This window comes from Burkholderia sp. Ac-20349 (genome assembly GCF_017104865.1).
In the GTDB taxonomy this organism is placed as follows: Bacteria; Pseudomonadota; Gammaproteobacteria; order Burkholderiales; family Burkholderiaceae; genus Burkholderia; species Burkholderia aenigmatica.
Window position 1 is genome coordinate 1 of record NZ_JAAGPM010000189.1, and the last position, 12340, is coordinate 12340.

12 protein-coding genes and 2 pseudogenes are annotated in these 12340 nt (G+C 66.4%); 6 read left to right on the plus strand and 8 right to left on the minus strand.

The genetic code is table 11. The features are described from left to right. The 3 genes and pseudogenes from G3N61_RS35045 to G3N61_RS35055 all read left to right on the plus strand — a co-directional run. Positions 1 to 724, plus strand: a pseudogene (locus G3N61_RS35045) (MFS transporter); the annotation flags it as partial. 158 nt (positions 725 to 882) lie between these two features. Beyond that, positions 883 to 1653 carry an ABC transporter substrate-binding protein gene (locus G3N61_RS35050; RefSeq protein WP_043178224.1) on the plus strand — a complete coding sequence of 257 codons (771 nt, stop codon included), beginning with the start codon at positions 883 to 885 and terminating at the stop codon, positions 1651 to 1653. A 276-nt stretch (positions 1654 to 1929) separates the two neighbouring features. Next, a complete protein-coding gene (locus G3N61_RS35055) occupies positions 1930 to 2418 on the plus strand; it encodes a RidA family protein (protein WP_205824649.1) in 489 nt (162 codons plus the stop codon). A gap of 54 nt (positions 2419 to 2472) precedes the next feature. On the opposite strand, the gene G3N61_RS35060 is transcribed toward G3N61_RS35055, so the two are convergent. Beyond that, positions 2473 to 2856: a hypothetical protein gene (locus G3N61_RS35060; protein ID WP_043178226.1), complete on the minus strand. Its 384-nt coding sequence runs from the start codon at positions 2854 to 2856 to the stop codon at positions 2473 to 2475. 203 nt (positions 2857 to 3059) lie between these two features. On the opposite strand from G3N61_RS35060, the gene G3N61_RS35065 reads away from it, so the two are divergent. After that, positions 3060 to 3581, plus strand: a complete 522-nt coding sequence (locus G3N61_RS35065; protein ID WP_089453590.1) for a GNAT family N-acetyltransferase — start codon at positions 3060 to 3062, stop codon at positions 3579 to 3581. Between the two features lie 255 nt (positions 3582 to 3836). Beyond that, the gene (locus tag G3N61_RS35070) at positions 3837 to 4169 is read left to right on the plus strand and encodes a putative quinol monooxygenase (protein ID WP_205824650.1); all 333 of its coding nucleotides are present in this window, start codon (positions 3837 to 3839) and stop codon (positions 4167 to 4169) included. A 31-nt stretch (positions 4170 to 4200) separates the two neighbouring features. Here the strand turns inward: G3N61_RS35070 and G3N61_RS35075 are convergent, their stop codons facing one another. After that, entirely contained in the window at positions 4201 to 4692 is a 492-nt protein-coding gene (locus G3N61_RS35075) for a GNAT family N-acetyltransferase (protein ID WP_205824651.1), read from the minus strand. Further along, positions 4689 to 5693 carry a biotin synthase BioB gene (gene bioB, locus G3N61_RS35080; protein ID WP_205824652.1) on the minus strand — a complete coding sequence of 335 codons (1005 nt, stop codon included), beginning with the start codon at positions 5691 to 5693 and terminating at the stop codon, positions 4689 to 4691. Before bioB ends, G3N61_RS35075 begins: the two co-directional genes overlap by 4 nt. Positions 5694 to 5809: 116 nt before the next feature. Here bioB and G3N61_RS35085 point away from each other — a divergent pair, with 116 nt between their 5' ends. Continuing rightward, the gene (locus tag G3N61_RS35085) at positions 5810 to 7309 is read left to right on the plus strand and encodes a PLP-dependent aminotransferase family protein (protein WP_205824653.1); all 1500 of its coding nucleotides are present in this window, start codon (positions 5810 to 5812) and stop codon (positions 7307 to 7309) included. Between the two features lie 79 nt (positions 7310 to 7388). Here G3N61_RS35085 and G3N61_RS35090 read toward each other — a convergent pair whose 3' ends face one another. The 5 genes and pseudogenes from G3N61_RS35090 to G3N61_RS35110 form a co-directional block, all read right to left on the minus strand. Continuing rightward, entirely contained in the window at positions 7389 to 8861 is a 1473-nt protein-coding gene (locus G3N61_RS35090; protein WP_089453595.1) for an amidohydrolase family protein, read from the minus strand. A gap of 64 nt (positions 8862 to 8925) precedes the next feature. Then, positions 8926 to 10404, minus strand: coding sequence for a sodium:solute symporter (locus G3N61_RS35095; protein WP_205824654.1), 1479 nt, complete (start codon positions 10402 to 10404; stop codon positions 8926 to 8928). After that, the gene (locus G3N61_RS35100) at positions 10401 to 10613 is read right to left on the minus strand and encodes a DUF3311 domain-containing protein (RefSeq protein ID WP_205824655.1); all 213 of its coding nucleotides are present in this window, start codon (positions 10611 to 10613) and stop codon (positions 10401 to 10403) included. Before G3N61_RS35100 ends, G3N61_RS35095 begins: the two co-directional genes overlap by 4 nt. 39 nt (positions 10614 to 10652) lie before the next feature. Beyond that, positions 10653 to 11723, minus strand: coding sequence for a porin (locus G3N61_RS35105; protein ID WP_205824656.1), 1071 nt, complete (start codon positions 11721 to 11723; stop codon positions 10653 to 10655). A gap of 491 nt (positions 11724 to 12214) precedes the next feature. Then, a pseudogene (locus tag G3N61_RS35110) lies at positions 12215 to 12340 on the minus strand (IS481 family transposase); the annotation flags it as partial.

Below are 12340 nucleotides of genomic sequence, written 5' to 3' on the forward strand. Positions count from 1 at the left end.
CCACACACGCCGCCCTTCCTATCTCGCCGTGTGGGCCGTGCCCGCGCTCGTCACGCTCGCGCTGTGGCGCGCGAAGGCACCGCGCGACGCCGTGCCCGCAACGGCCGTGTCGGCGCCGATCCTCGCGTTCGCCCGCATTCCGCGCGCGTGGCAGCTCGCGCTGTTCTTCGGGCTTAGCAACAGCGGCTACGCCAGCCTCGTCGCGTGGCTGCCCGCGTTCTACCGCAGCATCGGCATGAGTCCGCAAGCGAGCGGCAACCTGCTCGCGTGGATGGCACTGTTCCAGGCGACCGGCGCGCTCGCGATGCCGATGCTCGCGAAGCGTTCGCCCGACCGCCGCGCCGTGCTGTGGCTCACGCTCGCACTGCAGGCGGCCGGCTTCGCCGGGTTCGCGACGCTGCCCGCGCTCGCGCCGTGGCTGTGGGTCGCGAGCGTCGGCCTCGGTCTCGGCGGCTTCTTCTCGATGAGCCTGATCGTCACGCTCGACCACCTGCCCGATGCGCGGCTCGCGGGCGCGCTCGCCGCGTTCGTGCAGGGCATCGGCTTCCTGACCGTCGCGGCGAGCCCCTGGCTGATCGGCTGGCTGCGCGACGCGGGTGGCGGCTTCGCGATCGCGTGGTGGATGCATCTCGGCGTGATCGCCGCGATGGCCACGCTGAACGCCGCGTTCACGCCCGCCGGCTACCGGCACAGCATGGCGCGCATCACCGGCGCCGCCCGCTAACGCCCCCTTTCGAATCCGGACTTTTCGCCGGCCGCGTCCGGCGCACAGTCCAGCCGCCCGCGCATGGCCGGGTGCGGGTAGTCACGCCCGACGGCCGCTGATTCGCATTACGACCAACCACATCGATCGAAGATCGAACATCAAACATGGAGACAGTCATGAAAAAGCTCGTTCTGGCCGTTGCGCTCGCGCTGACGGCCAGCGTCGCCGCCGCGAAGGATCCGGCGGTCCTGCGCCTCGGCGTCGACCCCAGCTATGCGCCGTTCGAATCGCTCGCGCCCGACGGCAAGCTCGTCGGCTTCGACATCGATCTCGGCAACGCGATCTGCGAACGGATGAAGGTGCGCTGCGTGTGGGTCGAGAACGCATTCGACGGGATGATCCCGGCGCTGAAGGCGCGCAAGTTCGACGGCGTGCTGTCGTCGATGAGCGTGACCGAGAAGCGCCTCGCGCAGATCGCGTTCACGGACAAGATCAACAACGTGCCGCCCCGGCTCGTCGCGCGGCGCGGCGCGAACCTGCAGCCGACGCCCGAATCGCTGCAGGGCAAGAGCGTCGGCGTCGAGCAGGGTTCGACGCAGGAGACGTATGCGCGCACGTACTGGGAGCCGAAGGGCGTGGTCGTCCGCACGTACCAGACTCAGGATCTCGTCTACCAGGACCTGCTGTCGGGGCGGCTCGACGCATCGCTGCAATCGTCGGTGCAGGCCGACCTCGGTTTCCTGAAAACCGCGAAGGGCGCGAACTTCGCGTTCGCGGGGCCGCCGTTGCACGATCCGAAGACGCTCGGCGTGGGGTCCGCGATCGGCGTGCGCAAGGACGACGACGCGCTGCGCACGCAGATCAACCAGGCGCTCGCGAGCCTGATCCAGGACGGCACGTACCAGCGAATCGCGAAGAAGTATTTCTCGTTCGATATCTATAACTGACCGACGAAAGCGGAAAACGCGAAGGGGCGCCATGCGCGAATGCACGACGCCCCTTCTTCACGTTCTCGACTTGTCGACGCCGATCGTCGGGCGGCTGTTTCGTAGGACAAACGGCGCGCCGGCAATCCGTGCTTCGCGATACGAAGCCATCCCGCACGGCGGGCCTAACCGTTCGTGCTTCGATTTCCTAAACTGTTTGGAGGAGTTCACGATCCGCTGTCTCGCAGCGTCCCCACTGCCGGATCGCGCACAGGACCGATCCCGGGAGAAAACACGATGCGAACGCGCTGCCTTGTTGCCGGATTCATCGGATCCGGCCTCCTTCTATGCGGCTGCACGCCCCCCCTCGGTCAGCAAGCCGCTTCCGCACGAGCACCGCTGGAATATGTGCAGGCCGCCGACCAGTACACGATCCCCGTACCGCTCGCCCCGGCCGTCAAAGCCGGCAATCTTCTGTTCGTTTCGGGCATTCCCGCTTATGACCGGAACGGCAAGCTCGCCGTCGGCGACTTCAGCCGACAGATGAATCAGGCGATGGAGAACGTCACGGGCATCCTCAAGGCCGCGGGCACGGGATGGGATCGCGTGGTGAAGGTGGATGTGATGCTGGTGCGGCGTGAAGACTTCAAGGAGATGAACCGCATTTACTCGGGATACTTCCAGGCCGGGAAATTCCCGGCCCGAAGTACCGCTATCGTGGCGTCATTGCCGAATCCGGACTTCCTCGTGGAAATCGACTGTATCGCCGTGCTGGACAAGCGATGAGGCCCGTCGCGAACGATCGCGACCTGCACGGCCCGTCAGCATCGAATGGGGCGACTATGCCGCTCGCTGCAACAGGTCGGTGGCGAACGACTTCGCGTGCGCGACGGCTTCCTGTTCGTCGCCGAATACACCGAGCTGATCCCAGTGCTCTTCGGCCGCGTACGTTCCTCTCACGGCGAGCGCCCGCTGAACGCTCAACTGCGCCGCGTATTTGCCATCCTCCAGCGGTCGAGCCGTCGCAACGACCTTATGCGGAGGGCTGGCTCGCTCCGGCTGAACCAGCTCGACGGCGCCGCCGGCCCCGTCGACATGCATCAACTCGTTCCTGGCTTTGCAGTCCGGGCAGTAGAAGCACCACCCCCCGTCCTCTTGATGGGGCCTGACCTGCCCACGCGCGAGCACGGCGCGGCATTCAACGTTTTCGCAGATGAACGGCATGGCAGTCTCCGAAGTTATTTGTCGGAAATCCTAGCATGTCCGTCGGCGGTCAACCACCGGCATCCGCATGAATGCCGTGCGGGTGATCAAGGTCGAGCGCAAAAGCCCTTTGCACGCCGCGCACGCAGGTCAACCAGGCGATCGCAAACCTCTCGTCACCCGGGATAAACTGTCTGCCCGACCGACGAACCGAACCCGCCTCCATGTTGATCCGCGTTGCCACCCTGTCCGATGCCATCCCGCTTGCCGAACTGAAGCGCGACACGTTTCGCGAAACCTTTCTGCACGACGGATTCGGCATCGACTACCCGCCGAAGGATCTGGCTGCGTACGAGGCCGAGACCTACTCGGTCGAAACGATCACGGGCCAGCTCAACGATCCCGAGTGCCGTACGTGGGTCGCCGAAAGCGACGACGGCCAGCTGGTGGGGTATGCCCACGCGGGGCCATGCAAGCTCCCGCACCCGGAAGTGGCCGACGGTTCGGGGGAGATCCGTCAAATCTACCTTCGACGGGGGACGCAAGGGACCGGCGCCGGGCGCGCGTTGTTCGACTCCGCACTGGATTATCTGGCAACGGAACGCCCCGGCCCGGTATGGCTCGGCGTGTGGTCCGGCAACGCGAAGGCCATCGCCTTCTACGAGAAGGCCGGTTTCAAGCGCGTCGGCACGTACGAATTCAAGGTCGGCGACGCGACCGATCTCGAATTCATCTTCCGTCGCTGACGCGATGGATCGAGAACCGGTGCGGTTGACGCGCCCCGGCCGATCGCGTTACCTTGCGTTCATGCAGCGCGATCCGATTCCCCTCGCAAGTGTCATTACCACGACGACCATCGCCAACGGCGGGTCGTCCGGAATGCGCACGCGGTAATCGTCGCGGTTGCATGCACCAGGAGCCCCGCCGGCAGCGACGGGGCTTTTCGCGTTTACGGCACCCCGCTTGTTCGTCGGCATCACGCACACCAGCCAGGAGTCGCCATGAACGAAGTCGAACGTCAAAACCGCAGCCAAGAACGCGAGCTGCTGCTCGTCATCTCGATTCAAACCCTTCCCGGCAAGCGTCACGAGCAGATTGCCGCCTATGAGCGACTGGCACCGACGGTTCGGGCAGAACCCGGGTGCCTCCAGTACGACCTGCATCCCGTCGTCGGCGACGAGAACGGCTTTGTGCTGATCGAGCGCTGGGCATCGGCGGACGCGTTGGCCGCGCACGACGTGACGCCTCACATGATCGCCAACGATGCGCAAAGCCCGACGTTCCGGGCTGCGCCGGCGAAGGTGGTGCGGCTGGCACCCGGCAGTCTCGCGTAGGCGCAGACGCTCACCCGCGCGGTCGCCACACTCACCCGCTGAACGACGACACGCACGCGCGCATCACGACGACGGGCCTGCCGGCCACCGTCGCGTCGTCGATGCGCGCCCATCCCAGCCGCGCATACAGCGCCTCGCTGCGTTCCGTGAAGAGATGAAGCACGCGAAACCCCATCGTCGCGGCTTCCGCTTGCGCACGCAGCGCGAGTGCCGATGCGATGCCCCGTCGCCGATGCCGGGGCGCTACGACCATCGTGGACAACCAGGGCGTGAGGTGCGGGTGAGTGATCGTTTGTGCAAGCAGGCTGGCCGATCCGAGCAACGTGCCGCTCGTGTCGAGTGCGACGAGCGACACGGGCAGGCGGTTCGTGTTCAGGGCCGAACCCAGCCGGCGCATCCGTTCATCGATCGAAACCGCGCCGAAATGTCCGAATTCGCGCTGCTGCGATTGCGCCACATCCGGTATCAGCCACGGATGATCGGCCAGATGCGCGATACGAAAGTCGGGCTCGCGATCGGTCAATTGCTTTCCTCCAGCCCGAGCGTCGACAGCAGCGCGCGATCGCGCGCCAGCGTCGGATTGTCCGTGGTGAGCAGGCGCTCCCCCTGGAAGATCGAATTGGCGCCGGCGAAGAAACACAGGGCCTGGACCGCGTCGCTCATGTTCTCGCGCCCCGCCGTCAGGCGGACGACGGCCCCGGGCATCGTGATGCGGGCCGCGGCCACCGTCCGCACGATTTCGAACGGATCCACGGGTTGCGCATCGCCGAGGGGCGTGCCCGGGATCGGGATCAGGTTGTTCACCGGAACCGACTCGGGGTGAGGATCCAGCGCGGCAAGCTGGGCAATCAACGCGACGCGATCGGCGCGCGATTCCCCGAGGCCGAGAATGCCGCCGCAGCACACGTTGATGCCCGCGGCGCGCACCTGCGCGATCGTGTTCAGGCGATCTTCGTAGGTCCGCGTCGTGACGACGCTGGCGTAGAACTGCGGCGACGTATCGAGGTTGTGGTTGTAGTAGTCGAGACCGAAGCCCTTCAGGCGTCGTGCCTGTTCCGGCTGCAGCATGCCCAGCGTCACGCAGGTTTCGAGCCCCAGGCCCTTGACGGCCTGAATCATCTCGCCGATGGCGTCGATGTCCCGATCCTTCGGTGCGCGCCAGGCCGCCCCCATGCAAAAGCGCGTCGCGCCCTGCGCCTGTGCCGATCTCGCCGCCTCGAGCACGTCGTCGAGCGCCATGAGCTTGCCGGCCTCGATCCCCGCGTCGTGGTGCGCGGATTGCGAGCAGTACCCGCAGTTTTCCGCGCATCCGCCGGTCTTCACCGACAACAGCGCGGCGCGTTGCACGGCATTGGGTGCATGGTGTTCGCGATGAACCTGGTGCGCGCGGAACAGCAGATCGTTGAACGGCAACTCGAACAACGCACGTACGTGTTCGACCGGCCACAGTGCCGTTTCCGGCGAGGCCGCGCGAGCGGGGTTGCGATGGAAGTCGACACGGGAAACCTGGAATGGATCATTCATGACTGGACGAGCGGACTCGGTTGGTTCGACATGCGGCTCAGTCTAGGCGGGCAACTTGGGTTGCCACCAGTTCCAACCTATGCGACATTGACCAGACCAATCCGGATCGAAGCGCGATGCCGCAATCCATTCCCCTTCCCAGGATCACACTCGATACCTCGTTGAAATCGCCGCTGTTCGTGCAGGTGCACGACGCGTTGCGCGACTCGATTCTGTCCGGCGCGATCCGGGCCGGCATGCGGTTGCCGCCGTCGCGCGTGCTCGCGAGCGCGCTTGGCGTGTCGCGTCAGACGATCGTCACCGCTTACGAGCAACTGACCCTCGACGGGTATCTCGTCGCGCACGTCGGCCGCGGCAGCTTCGTGAGTTCGGCGTTGCCGATTGCCGCGGATCGTTCCGAAGCACGCCCCGTGACGGGATCGGGCGCGCCCGCGCTGCATCGCCAGCCGTCACGGCGCGGCCTTCGCTACGCGCCGCCCGAGCGCCCGACCGTGCCGACGGACACCGGCACCCATGCGTTCCGGACCGGCCTGCCGGCGCTGGAGATCTTTCCCTACGCCACGTGGGCGCGTCTCGAAGGGCGCCATTGGCGGCGCCGTCCGGACATGATCGACGACCCGGCTGGCTTCGCGCCGCTCCGACAGGCACTGGCCGAGCGCCTGCGCGCCACGCGCGGCATGACGTGCGACCCCGAGCAAATTCTCGTGACGACCGGCACCCAGCAAGGGCTGCACCTGATCGCGACCCTGCTGCTGGACGCGGGCGACGCCGTCTGGATGGAAAATCCCGGCTATCGCTGGGCCAAGGCCATCCTGAGCGCCGCCGGCGCGGAGCTGTGCCCGGTGCCGGTGGACAGGGATGGCCTGCGCGTCGCCGACGGCATCGATCGGTTCCCGCATGCGAAGCTCGCGTACGTCACGCCATCGCATCAGTTTCCGTTGGGTGCGACCATGAGTCTGCAGCGACGTCTGGAGCTGCTGGCCTGGGCGCGGCGCGACGGCGCCTGGATCGTCGAAGACGACTACGACAGCGAATACCGCTATGACAGCCCGGTCCTCGCATCGCTGCAGAGCATGGATCGATCGGGCTGCGTGCTGTTTCTCGGCACCTTCTCGAAGGTGCTGTTCCCTGGCCTGCAACTGGGCTATATCGTCGTGCCGCCCGCGCTCGTGGATCTGTTCAAACGAGGCAAGGCGCTGATCGATCGCCGGACGGCGTCGATGCCGCAGCGCGTGCTCGCCGACTTCATCGCCGAGGGTCACTTCCAACGTCACATCAAACGCACGCGGGCGCTCTACGACGAACGGCGGCAGGTCCTGCTGGACGCGGTGCGAACCCGCCTGGGCGGCGGCCTCGAGCCTGGCCCGTTCAACGCCGGCATGCAGATCGCGCTGGCCTTCCAGGGCAAGGTGGACGACGTCGAATTCGCCAGGCTGGCCGCCGAAAGAAACCTGTCCGTGCTGCCGCTTTCGGTGTGCTACGCACCCCGTACCGCGCGCGGGTACCCCCCGGCGTCCGGGCTGCTGCTCGGCTTCGCTTGCGTGCCGCCGCACGAGATACGCCAAGGCGTCGAGGTGCTGCAACAGATGCTGGAAACGGGTGCCGCAAGCGCCTGACCGCGCACATCGCGTCGTGAGAACCGGCGCAGCCGGCCTCACCGCCATGCCGTCGCCCTGACGGCACCCCGATGAGCGATCAGTAGTGGCTACGCCCCCACAGCGTCTTCGGCTCGTCGAGCAAATGACGCAACCCGCCGCGCTCGATCGTGATCGCCGCGACCTCGTTCACCCGTTCGAGAATCGCCTCCTCATCGACCGACAGCACGCGCCGATCCTCCATCAGCACCCTTCCGCCGACCATCGTCATGCACACGTCGGCCGCATTCGCGAAACACGTCACGCGATACACGGGCATGTTCATCGGCATCATGTGCGGCCGGAACAGGTCGACGAGGATGAGGTCGGCAAGCTTGCCGGCTTCGAGCGAACCGACCTCGTGATCGACCGACAGCGCCTTCGCCGCGTCGATCGTCACCATCTCCAGCACCTTGCCGTGCGGCAGCACGTCCGGATCGCGGAAATGCCGGCGGTGGTAATGCATGCATTGCCACATGTGGCGGAACATGTCGTAGCCGCGATCGGGCGCCGCGCCGTCCGACGCGATCGCCACCGTCACGCCCGCATCGATCAGCTCGGGCACCGGGCAGCGCCCGATGATCGACATGATCGCGCTCGGATTGTGGACGATCGCGGTGCCCGTCTCGACGCACGCCGCGATGTCGTCGTCGGTCAGGTCGATGCTGTGCGACATGAACGACGTCGGCCCGAGCAGCCCGAGCTCGCGATGCGCGAACGCGAGCGTGCCCGCGCGGTGGCCGTCCTGCGTGAACGTCAGCCCGCGCTCGCGCGCGAGCGCACCGTAGCACGCGGCCTGATTGCGGAAATCGCGTTCGTACTGCGCGAGTTCGGGATCGTGCTCGGGCCCGTACACGGGCAGCGTGAGTGCGATGCGGATCCGGCCGTCGGCATCGCCGTGGCATTGGTCGACGATGCTTTTCGACACTTCGAGCATCGTGTCGAAATCGATGTCGCGCGTGACGCTGCCGTCCGGCGTGTGGCGCGTGTACGCACGCGGCGCGGGCGGACGCGACGGGCCGACCGCGACGATCGAACGCGTGCCGGTGCGCACCACCGCATCGCAATGACGCCGTGCATAAACCGGATCGTCGACGCGCATGATCGAGTTGCCGCCGCCGAGCAGCGACACGCCCGTCGTCACGCCGGCCTTCAACCGTTCGAGCGCCGCGAGATGCGATTCGGTTTCCCAGAACGCCTCGTCCGACGCGCGCGTGTAGATCGTCTCGGCCGCGGCCGACCACGCGTCGCCATCCGCGCCGCCGATCGTGCGCAGCATCGCGTGGCCCGCATGCGCATGCGCATCGATCAGGCCCGGCAGCACGGCCTTGCGGCGTGCGTCGATCGTGCGCGCGGCGCGGTAGCGGGCCTGCAACTCGTCGGTGCCGCCCACGGCGACGATACGATCGCCCTTCACGGCGACCGCGCCGTCCTCGATCACGCGCCGCTGCGGGTCCATCGTGATCACGCAGCCATGCGCGATCAGCGTGTCGATCGCTTCGCGGTTGTCTTGTTGCTGGTCCTCGGTAGTCATCGCTCGGTGTCCTGTTGGTGTTCGATTGATCGGGTGGCCGTCCAGCGGCCCTGCACGAAAGCGGTCACGCGGAACCGACCGGCGCCGCGACACGCGCCTTCAGCTTGCGCTGCCCCGCGCTGATCGCGATGAACACCACCGCATTCACCGCGAGCGCGACGAGCCCGGGGTTGATCGACGTCAGCGTGGTCGATGCGCCGGGGAACAGCGACGCGAGCGTCACGCCATAGTAGTTCGTCATCGCGATCACGATCGCACCGGCTGCAATGCCCGCGAACGCGCCTTCGCGCGTGCCGAACGGCCGCTTCAGGAAGCTCGATGCGAGCATCGGCACGAGCTGCGTGAGCAGGCTCGACGAGAAGATCGCGAGCGTGACGAAGGTCGCGCCGCCGCGCAGCACGAAGTAGACGACCACCAGCGTGAAGATCGGCAGCGCGATGCGTGCGACGCGCGTCACCTCGCGGTCGGTCGCGTTCGGTGCGAAGCCTTCGCGGTAGATGTTGCGCGCGATCGTCGTCGACGCGTTCAGCATGATCAGCGAACCCGGCACCAGCGCGGTCAGCAGGCCCGTGCCGCCGACGATGCCGACGAACCACGCGGGGAACGTCTGCTTCACGAGCCGCAGCAGCGCGAGATCGGTCTGTGCGCCTTCGAGCCCGTGCACGGTCATCACGGCCGCGAAGCCGACCAGGAACAGGAACGCGATCAGCACCTGGTACAGCGGCATCAGGATCACGTTGCGGCGCAGCGCGCGCTCGTCCTTCGCGACGTAGATCGCCGTGAAGCCGTGCGGATACAGGTAGTAGCCGAGCGACGTGAGCAGGATCGTCGAGTTGTACCAACTCAGGTTGAAACCATGTTCCGGCATCCGAAGCAGTTCCGGATGCACGGCGTCGATCTTCGCGAACATCGCGCCGAGGCCGCCGTAGTAGTGGATCGGCAGGTACAGGCCGAGGAAGATCGCGATGCCGAGGATCAGCACGTCCTTGACGATCGCGATGTTCGCCGAGCCGTGGATGCCCGACACGACCATGTAGACGGCCATCAGCGTCGCGGCGATCCAGATCGCGGCCGCCTGCGGGATCAGCCCGTACGACATCTCCGACACGATCACGCCAAGCCCGCGCAGCTGGATCATCAGCAGCGACACCATCGCGAACACCGCGACGACCGACACCAGCACGCCGATCGCGCGGCTGTCGTACTTCGACGCGAAGTAGTCGGCGAACGACACGAGCCCGCGCGCTTTCGCGTGGCGCCAGATCGCGGGCAGCATCCAGTAGCCGATCACGCACGCGAGACAGCCGTACGTCAGGATGTAGAACGCGGGCACGCCCTTGCTGTAGGTCCAGCCGCTCGCGCCGAGGAACGAGAACGTCGAGAACGCCTCGCCGGCCATCAGCAGGAACGTCAGCAGCGAGCCGAAGCCGCGCCCGCCGACCGCCCACTGCTCGAGCGTGAGCTTGCGGCCGCGGCGCGCCATCACGCCAATGGCGAGCGCGAACACGGCGAACGCCGCGATGATGACGATCGAAGCGTTCATCGCGCGTCTCCCGGGCGGCTGTCGCGTGCTGCGTCGCGTTCGTCGAGATGGAACAGGATCGCGAGGATCGCGGCGGTTGCCGCCATCCAGATCAGGTTCCACACGAGCAGGAACGGCAAGCCGAACAGCAGCGGCCGCGCCTCGGCGAGCGAGCCGCCGGCGTACATCCCGACGAACGGCAACGCCGCCAGCAACAGTTTGAGTTTCATGAGTGTCTCCTCCGGAAGACGCGCGAACGCGTCAGAACATCAGAACTTCTGGCGGATGCCGACCACCACCGCCACCTGCGACGTCGTCGACGACGCGCTGTCGGTGCCGTCGATCCACGCCTGGCCGACACCCGACGATGCCTTCTGGTAGAAGCCGTTCACGTACACGTCGGTGCGCTTGGACAGCAGGTACTGCACGCCGGCCGATACCTGGTGGTAGTGGCCGCTGTCGCTGCCGCGCGCGACCTGCGTATAGGTGTAGCCGGCCGCGGCCATCAGCGCCGGCGTCACCATGTAGCGCAGGCTGCCTTCGTAGTTGTTGAAGCGCAGCGCGCCGCCCGTTGCCTGCCCGAAGTTCGAGCCCGTATAGAGCAGGCCGAGCGTCGCCGGCCCGATCGCGTAGCTGCCGCCCGCGCCCCAGATCTGCTGGCGGATCGCGTTCCCTAGGCTCGCACCGAACACCGATTCCGACGCCGGATAGTAGTTGTCCGACGCCACGGCACCGGTCGCGCTGACCGCCGGATGGTTCACGCGCGCATACGCGGCCCCCGCGTTGAGCGGCCCGTTCGCGTACGTGACGCCGGCGCTCCAGCTATTGTCGTTCGCGAAACCGGTCGAGTTCGAGAAGCCGTACACGAGGTTCGCCTGCAGGCCCGCGATCGTCGGCGACACGTACTTCACCGCGTTGTTGGTACGGAACGTGTTGTTGATGTCGTCGTTGTCGAACGGGTGCGTCGAGTACTGCGCGAGGAAGCTGCTCATCTGCAGCGAGCCGAGGATGTCCTGCACCGAGTTGTACTGGCGGCCGAGCGTCACCGCGCCCCAGTTCGCGCCGCTCAGGCCGACCCACGCCGAACGCCCGAACATCCGGCCGCCCTGCCCGAGTGCGCCGTTCGCGACGTTGAAGCCGTTCTCGAGGCGGAAGTTCGCCTTCAGGCCGCCGCCGAGATCCTCGGTGCCGATCAAGCCCCAGCGCGGGCCCGATTCGTTGCCGCCCGTGAATTGCCACAATGCATGGCCCTTCGCGTTGTTCGTGTAGGTCACGCCCGCGTCGACGATCCCGTACAGCGTCACCGTCGACTGCGCATGCGCGGCGCCGGCGAACAGCATCGCGACCGCCGCGCCCACGCCTGCGGCGCCCGTTTTCCCACCCTTCATTCGCACCATCTCCGTCTCCTCTTCTCCAAACCTGTCCATCGATGTTGTGTTGTGTTTTTTTTTGATCCTGCCCATACGCGCCGATCGGGTTCGGGTTGTATAGACATTTGCTGGATGGTATCCAGCCGCAATCACATCAAGAAATGAAATGTTCAACTGGGCGACAGTTGAAAATCGAATAGCGGGGAGATGAGCAGGGACGGTGCGCCCCTGCAAGAGAAACGAAAGCGCGCGAGTCCACTGGACGCGGGGCGCTTTGATCGGACGTGAATGGCCTGCGTAAGCAAGCTGACGAAACGGCGACGGGCGATGTGCCGATGTGGTTTTCCCTGACAGCCCGTGCATCGCACTCTCGCAGTGCGAAGCGGGCCGGATAGCCGACGCGATCGAGGAGCGGCGACGCAACGCCGCCCCGCTCGTCGGGCACCCCCAGTTGCAGCGCGCTAGCTGTGAAGCGTCAAGAGGTTGTTTCTCGACGCAGGAAGTCTCGCCATCGGCGCAATGCCGCCGATGGCGCTATGAGCCCGATGCCAGTTGTAGTGATGCTGCCAACTCGCCAGGGCTTCGAT

Bases quoted from the DNA above. Each gene is read 5' to 3' on its own strand.
- G3N61_RS35050 (WP_043178224.1), top strand. From the start codon at position 883: ATGAAAAAGCTCGTTCTGGCCGTTGCGCTCGCGCTGACGGCCAGCGTC.
- G3N61_RS35055 (WP_205824649.1), top strand. From the start codon at position 1,930: ATGCGAACGCGCTGCCTTGTTGCCGGATTCATCGGATCCGGCCTCCTT.
- G3N61_RS35060 (WP_043178226.1), bottom strand. From the start codon at position 2,856: ATGCCGTTCATCTGCGAAAACGTTGAATGCCGCGCCGTGCTCGCGCGT.
- G3N61_RS35065 (WP_089453590.1), top strand. From the start codon at position 3,060: ATGTTGATCCGCGTTGCCACCCTGTCCGATGCCATCCCGCTTGCCGAA.
- G3N61_RS35070 (WP_205824650.1), top strand. From the start codon at position 3,837: ATGAACGAAGTCGAACGTCAAAACCGCAGCCAAGAACGCGAGCTGCTG.
- bioB (WP_205824652.1), bottom strand. From the start codon at position 5,693: ATGAATGATCCATTCCAGGTTTCCCGTGTCGACTTCCATCGCAACCCC.
- G3N61_RS35085 (WP_205824653.1), top strand. From the start codon at position 5,810: ATGCCGCAATCCATTCCCCTTCCCAGGATCACACTCGATACCTCGTTG.
- G3N61_RS35090 (WP_089453595.1), bottom strand. From the start codon at position 8,861: ATGACTACCGAGGACCAGCAACAAGACAACCGCGAAGCGATCGACACG.
- G3N61_RS35095 (WP_205824654.1), bottom strand. From the start codon at position 10,404: ATGAACGCTTCGATCGTCATCATCGCGGCGTTCGCCGTGTTCGCGCTC.
- G3N61_RS35100 (WP_205824655.1), bottom strand. From the start codon at position 10,613: ATGAAACTCAAACTGTTGCTGGCGGCGTTGCCGTTCGTCGGGATGTAC.
- G3N61_RS35105 (WP_205824656.1), bottom strand. From the start codon at position 11,723: ATGCTGTTCGCCGGCGCCGCGCATGCGCAGTCGACGGTGACGCTGTAC.